This window comes from Aeromicrobium sp., from assembly GCF_050700635.1.
Classification (GTDB): domain Bacteria; phylum Actinomycetota; class Actinomycetes; order Propionibacteriales; family Nocardioidaceae; genus Aeromicrobium.
Window position 1 is genome coordinate 1 of record NZ_JBOHDT010000205.1, and the last position, 5,642, is coordinate 5,642.

The 5,642-nt window shown below is 70.5% G+C and carries 7 protein-coding genes; 2 read left to right on the top strand and 5 right to left on the bottom strand.

The window, feature by feature from the left end; genetic code table 11:
* A partial coding sequence (rpsT, locus tag ACRDPN_RS16245) for a 30S ribosomal protein S20 (RefSeq protein ID WP_431449733.1) occupies positions 1-124 on the top strand: 124 nt, incomplete at its 5' end.
* Positions 125-168: 44 nt separating this feature from the next.
* On the opposite strand, the gene holA is transcribed toward rpsT, so the two are convergent.
* Genes holA through ACRDPN_RS16265 form a run of 4 tightly spaced genes read right to left on the bottom strand, consistent with a single transcriptional unit; the run spans position 169 to position 4,506 of the window.
* Positions 169-1,137, bottom strand: a complete 969-nt coding sequence (holA, locus tag ACRDPN_RS16250; RefSeq protein WP_431449727.1) for a DNA polymerase III subunit delta — start codon at positions 1,135-1,137, stop codon at positions 169-171.
* Positions 1,138-1,146: 9 nt separating this feature from the next.
* Positions 1,147-1,476: a hypothetical protein gene (locus ACRDPN_RS16255; protein ID WP_431449728.1), complete on the bottom strand. Its 330-nt coding sequence runs from the start codon at positions 1,474-1,476 to the stop codon at positions 1,147-1,149.
* Positions 1,477-1,525: 49 nt separating this feature from the next.
* Complete coding sequence (locus tag ACRDPN_RS16260; RefSeq protein ID WP_431449729.1) at positions 1,526-3,739, bottom strand: ComEC/Rec2 family competence protein; 2,214 nt, start codon at positions 3,737-3,739, stop codon at positions 1,526-1,528.
* A 23-nt stretch (positions 3,740-3,762) separates the two neighbouring features.
* Entirely contained in the window at positions 3,763-4,506 is a 744-nt protein-coding gene (locus ACRDPN_RS16265) for a helix-hairpin-helix domain-containing protein (RefSeq protein ID WP_431449730.1), read from the bottom strand.
* Positions 4,507-4,721: 215 nt separating this feature from the next.
* Between ACRDPN_RS16265 and ACRDPN_RS16270 the strand changes: the two genes are divergently transcribed.
* Positions 4,722-5,384: a hypothetical protein gene (locus ACRDPN_RS16270; RefSeq protein ID WP_431449731.1), complete on the top strand. Its 663-nt coding sequence runs from the start codon at positions 4,722-4,724 to the stop codon at positions 5,382-5,384.
* Here ACRDPN_RS16270 and ACRDPN_RS16275 read toward each other — a convergent pair.
* Positions 5,368-5,642: DegV family protein (locus ACRDPN_RS16275; protein WP_431449732.1), on the bottom strand; the 275-nt coding region annotated here is incomplete at its 5' end. The genes ACRDPN_RS16270 and ACRDPN_RS16275 overlap by 17 nt on opposite strands.

Genomic DNA, 5,642 nt, shown 5'->3' on the forward strand with positions numbered 1-5,642 from the left:
CGCCAAGACGCTGGCCGTCGACGCCAACCACAAGCTCGACCAGGCCGCGTCCAAGGGTGTCATCCACAAGAACCAGGCCGCGAACCGCAAGTCGGCCATCGCGAAGCGCGCCGCCTCGCTCTGAGGCCCCGCCGCCACTGAGACGCCCCGGGATTCCCGGGGCGTTTGTCATGTCCGGCGGGCCGCCGCCACCTGCAGGACCATCCGCTCCACCGCGTAGGCAGGATCGGCAGCGCCACCCTTGACGTCGAGGTCCGCACCTGCGACGGCGTCGAGAGCCGAGGCGAGTGACGCGGTGTCCCACGCCTGGAGCTGGCGCCGGAGGATGCGGATCTTGAACGGCGGCGCCCCGACATGGCGCGCGAGCTCGGCATCCGAGAGACCACGTGGGGCGTCGGCCAGCTTGGCCAGCGACCGCAGGCCGCTGGCGAACGCGCTGGTGATGAGGACCGGTGCAACCCGGGCGGTCTCGGCCCACCGCGCCTGCTCGAGCGCCACGTTGATGCGGCCCTCGATCGCCGCGTCGGCGATCTCGAAACCCCGCACGTCGGCGCGGCCGCCGAAGTAGCGGCGCACCACCTCGACGGTGACGGCGCTGCCCGCATCGATCGTTGACGCGAGCTGATCGGCGGCACCGGCCAGCGCCCTCAGGTCCTGACCGACGGAGGCGACGAGGAGTGAAGCGGCTTCCTCGTCGATGACCGCACCGAAGTCGCGCAGCTCGGTGCGGACCCACGCGACGAACTCGCGCTCGTACTTGGGCGCCTCGACCTTGACCTCGATGACGCTCGCCTGGCCACGCAGCCTGTCGAGCAGCTTCTTGCCCTTCTGAGCTCCGCCGTGGAGCAGGACGACCGCGACCTCCGGGGAGGGGGCGGCCGCGTAGGCGGCCAGCTCCTCCTGGGCAACCTCGGGCAGGCTCTCCAGCTCGGTGAGCACGAGCGCGCTGGACGTGCTGAACAACGACGGGTTGGTGAGCCCGGCGAGCTCGCCGGGTCCGAGTCCGGCAGCCGCAGCGGTGACGATCTCGCACTCCGCCTGCTCCGTGGTGACGGCGACGACGGCACGAGCCCGGGTGCGGTCGGCGAGGAACTCCGCGTTGCCGCTGATGAGCAGGATCTTGCCGAACACCGTCACCGGGCCAGCCTAGTCAGGGGTGGAGACAGCGGTGCCGCCGTCACCGCGCGCACTGAGGACGACGACCGCGATCGCCAGGATCGGGACCACGACAGTCCAGACCGTCGCGACCACGCCTGCCACGGAGCCCACGATGATCATGGCCAACCGATACTTCTCCGGAACCTGCGCGAAGAGACCACCGATGATGAGCGCGGCGCTGATGAGGAGTGTGCCGCCCAGGAAGGCCATGGCCCCGTAATCCGGACCCCCCCATTTCATGATCACTTCAAAGGACCCCATCACGGCGTAGACGATGCCGAGCGCGATGGTCAGCCGGCGAGCGAGCTGCGTCTGCATTCCACGATGCTACGGCCGCCGGCCCCTGGTCCCGTTCGAACGATGAAAGTCACCGCGTGACGACGGAGAGACGGCCGTCGCGCATCACCACGGCGATGTCGCCGTCGGTGTCGGTGCGCCACCATGCGACTCGATGGTCGCGCAGCAGCTCGAGTGCCGCCGCTGCGGGATGGCCGTAGTCGTTGTCCTCGCCGGCGCTGATGGTGGCGACCCGAGCGCCCACGGCATCGAAGAACCTCGTCGACTGACGACCGCTGCCGTGGTGCGGGACCTTGAGGACGTCGGCCGCGAGATCGGGATGCTGACGCAGCAACGCCTCCTGGGCGTCTGGTTCGACGTCGCCGGTGAGCAGAAGTCGCACCGGGCGATCGGTGCGCACCGTCACCCGGAGGACCAGGCTCGCATCGTTCATCGCCGACCCGTCCGACCCACGATCGTCGGCGGCGGTTGTCGGAGGCCAGAGCACCTCGACCGAGACCCGTCCGACGCTGAACGACTGACCGGCGGCAACGCGTTGCGCCTGGATCGAGCTCTCCCGTGGCCCGCCGGTCGGTCCGACGAGCAGCGCGCCGACGTCGCGGCCCGTGACGGCTCCCGACCACCCGTCCATGTGATCGGCGTGGGCGTGCGTGATCGCGACCACGGAAAGTCGATCCACCCTGAGGCGGTCGAGGCAGCGGTCGACGGCGGCGGGTTCGGGGCCGGCGTCGACCAGCATCGCCGCACCCTCGCCGGTGTCGACCGCGGTGGCGTCACCCTGACCGACGTCGCACGCGACCATCACCCAGCCGTCCGGCGGCCAACCGACCTGCGGTGGCCGCCACATGCCGAGACCGAGACCGACTGCGAGCCCGATGACCACCGCCGGATGCCGCGCGAGGCGCCAGATCAGGGCGAAGGCAAGCGGTACGAGAACGATCAGCAGCCACCACGGCGCCTGCCAGCCCAGGGAGGCACCGGACAGGGAGGCCGCGTGATGCCCGACCGCGAGGATCCAGGTGACGGACCAACCCGCGACGGTGCCCGGCACCCGGGCAACCGGTGCACTGACCAGGTCGAGGAGCCCGCCAGCGAGGCCCGCGATCGTCGCCGGCGCCACCAGCGGTCCGGCGAGCACGTTCGCGAAGACGGCCACGAGCGACACCTCGCCCGAGATCGCCGCGATGGCAGGTGTGCACGCCAGCTGCGCCGCGATCGGCACCGCGACGGCGAGCGCGCACCATCTCGGCATCCACCTCTCGAGTCGCCGGGACAGCGGCGGCGCTGCGAGCAGGATGCCAGCCGTCGCGCACACGGAAAGGACGAATCCGAGTGAACGCGACAGCCAAGGATCGATGAAGAGCAGGGCGAGGATCGCGACCGAGAGTGCGCGCATGCCGCCACGCGTGCCGAGGCCGAGCGCGACTAGGCCGACCACCCCCATTCCGGCCGCACGGACGACGCTCGGATCCGGTCGCGCGAGCATCACGAAGCCGACGACGGACGCCAGTCCGAGCACGAGGAGCAGGCGGCGCGGCGCACCGATGGATCGGGCGACGACCAGCACCACCGCGAGGACGATCGTGAGGTTGGTGCCGGACACGGCGAGCAGGTGCGTGAGACCGCTGCGCCGGAACTCCTCCTGCACCCGCTCGGAGACCCGCTGGTCGTCGCCGTCGACGAGTGCGGGCACGAGCGCGGACTGGTCGGTTCCGGTGTGGGCGACTGCGTTGCGCACCCCGGCCCGCACCCGTTCCGAGCCCTCCCACCACCAGGCGGCCGGGCGAGTCGGCGACCGGCGGATCACATCGATCGTCGCGGCCTCACTCGTGGCTCCGGGCGGCGCGAGCCGGCCGACGATCGTCAGGCGTCGCCCCACCACGAGGTCGTCCGTCGGACCGTCGACGAAGGCGGTGGCCGTATCGCGGGCAGCCACCGTGACATCGCCCGCCGTGGCCCGCAGCACGCGCACGCCCACGACACCGGCGTCGCGTCCGAAGCGCGTGAACACGCGGGCGTCACGAGTCACCTCGACGTCGAGCGTCGCCAGGCGGTGGTTCTCGGCCATCGCGAGGAACGGCGAGTGCTCCGTCTGGCCGAGCCTCCACGCGCACGATGCGGCGATGGCCCCGACGCACACGGCGACGAGTGCCACGGAGCGGAGACGAGGAAGACCGACCGCGATCCCGGCGACCAGCACCGCCATCACCGAGACCACGAGCGCCGCGACAGAGCTGCCGCCGACGACGACCGCGGCGACACCCCAGCCGAGGAGTGCGGGCACGGCCAGCCGCAGATCGTGCCGGCTCAGGGCGTGACCCGGTCCCGGATGTCCGCGAGCGTGGCCTCGCCGATGCCTTTGACGTCGAGCAGGTCGTCGACGGAGGTGAAGGCTCCGTGCTCTGACCTGTAGTCGAGGATCGCCTGGGCGGTGACCGGACCGATACCGGGAAGGGTGTCGAGCTGTTCGAGGGTGGCGGAGCCGAGACTGATGCGCGCCCCAGCGGCAGCGGAACCGGACGCAGAAGCCGGAGCGGGGCCGGCCACCGGCGCGACGCCGACGAGGATCTGCTCCCCGTCGGTGAGGACCCGCGCCATGTTGATGGTCGACGTGTCGGCCTTGCCGCGCACGCCGCCGGCTTCGGCGATCGCCTCGTGCACCCGCGAGCCAGCCGGGAGGCTCACGATGCCGGGCCGCTTGACCTTGCCCGCCACGTCGACCACGACCTCGCCAGATGCGGACACCTCCGCCGACGGCGTCGCGGTGCCCGGAGCCGCGGACGCAGCCGTGGAGAGGGACAGGGCCTCAGGGGACGACGTGCGAGGCCGCTCGGCCAGCAGCCACCAAGTGAGCAGCACGCCGGCTGCCACGGCAATGGTGACCAGAACCCGCGCGTGGGCACGATCGACCCGTCGCGGCACGACCACAGGTTCGGGGTCGGGCTTCGAATGCGGAATCTCGGCCTCGAACGAGGCGGCGAGCTGGGCGAGCCGACGACGGGCGATCTCGGCGCGGGTCTCGCCGGTGTCGGTGGGCTGCTGAGGTCTCACACCGCGACGCTAGGCACGGCGCACCCTCAGGACGAGGGATCAAGGTGGCCCCTGTGGACACGGAACGGGAGACGTCAACCGGTGGACGACTGACTGCGCTCAGAAGCTCAGAAGAGCAGCACGGCGAGCACGCGACGCGAGCAAGGCTTTCTCGCACACAGCCCAAGCAGATCGACGTACCGTGGACGCGGGGCACCGACACGAAGGTGGCGACCATGACTCAACCAATCGAGCACACCAGCACGGTCCATGGTCCCGATCCGACGTGGCGAGTGCCCTTGGCATGGCGTCGCGTGTTGATCCTCGTCCCACCACTGTTGCTCGCGTGTCTGGAGATCTTTCACCCCCAGCCGGATGCGAACGCGCAGGCCGTGATGGACGTGTCGACGTGGTTTGCCGGATTCCACGTCATCCAGCTCGTACTCATCGGACCCGTCGCACTGTCCGTGATGCTGATCGCCGACAACTACGGACGTGTGAACAGATGGACCACGCGTCTCGGTGTCGGAACCTTCCTGGTCTTCTTCAGCGCGTATGACGCCGTCGCCGGTATCGGGATGGGGCTCGCCATGAGAAGCGCTCGGGATCTGACAGCCCAGCAGCAAGAGGGTGTCCTGGATGTCGTGGAGGCATGGCCCGCTCTGGGGGCGCCCTTCGCTCTCAGCATCATCGGCACGGGAGGGCTGGTGATTGCGCTCGGCGTGCTGGCTCTCGGTGCTCGCCGGCAGGGAGCGCCGCGACGCGAGTGGATCTTCCTCGGTCTGGCCGCGATCTTCCTGCTGGGTGGGCATCCCTTCCCCGCCGGAACACTGGCGTTCGGCTGCCTCTTCGTCGCCGGGCTCATGCACGAGCTGTCGAGCCCTACTCGCGAGGCGTGACGGCGACCGCGACCATGCCCGGTCCGACGTGCGCGCCGATGACGGCGCCGACCTCGTTGACGGGCACGGTGTCGAGCCCGAGGGCCGCGGCGAGATACTCCGACACAGCGTCGGCGACCGACTCGTTGGCAAGGTGCTGCACACCGATGTCGAACCCGCCGTCACATGCACCGCCGGCCTCGATCGCGAGCGCCTCCAACCGGGACAGCGCCTTCGACGTCGTGCGCACCCGCTCCAGCGGAACGACGAGCCCGTCGC

What these genes read in the sequence shown, in the direction of transcription:
- ACRDPN_RS16270 (WP_431449731.1), top strand. Translation starts at nt 4,722, where the DNA reads ATGACTCAACCAATCGAGCACACCAGCACGGTCCATGGTCCCGATCCG.
- ACRDPN_RS16255 (WP_431449728.1), bottom strand. Translation starts at nt 1,476, where the DNA reads ATGCAGACGCAGCTCGCTCGCCGGCTGACCATCGCGCTCGGCATCGTC.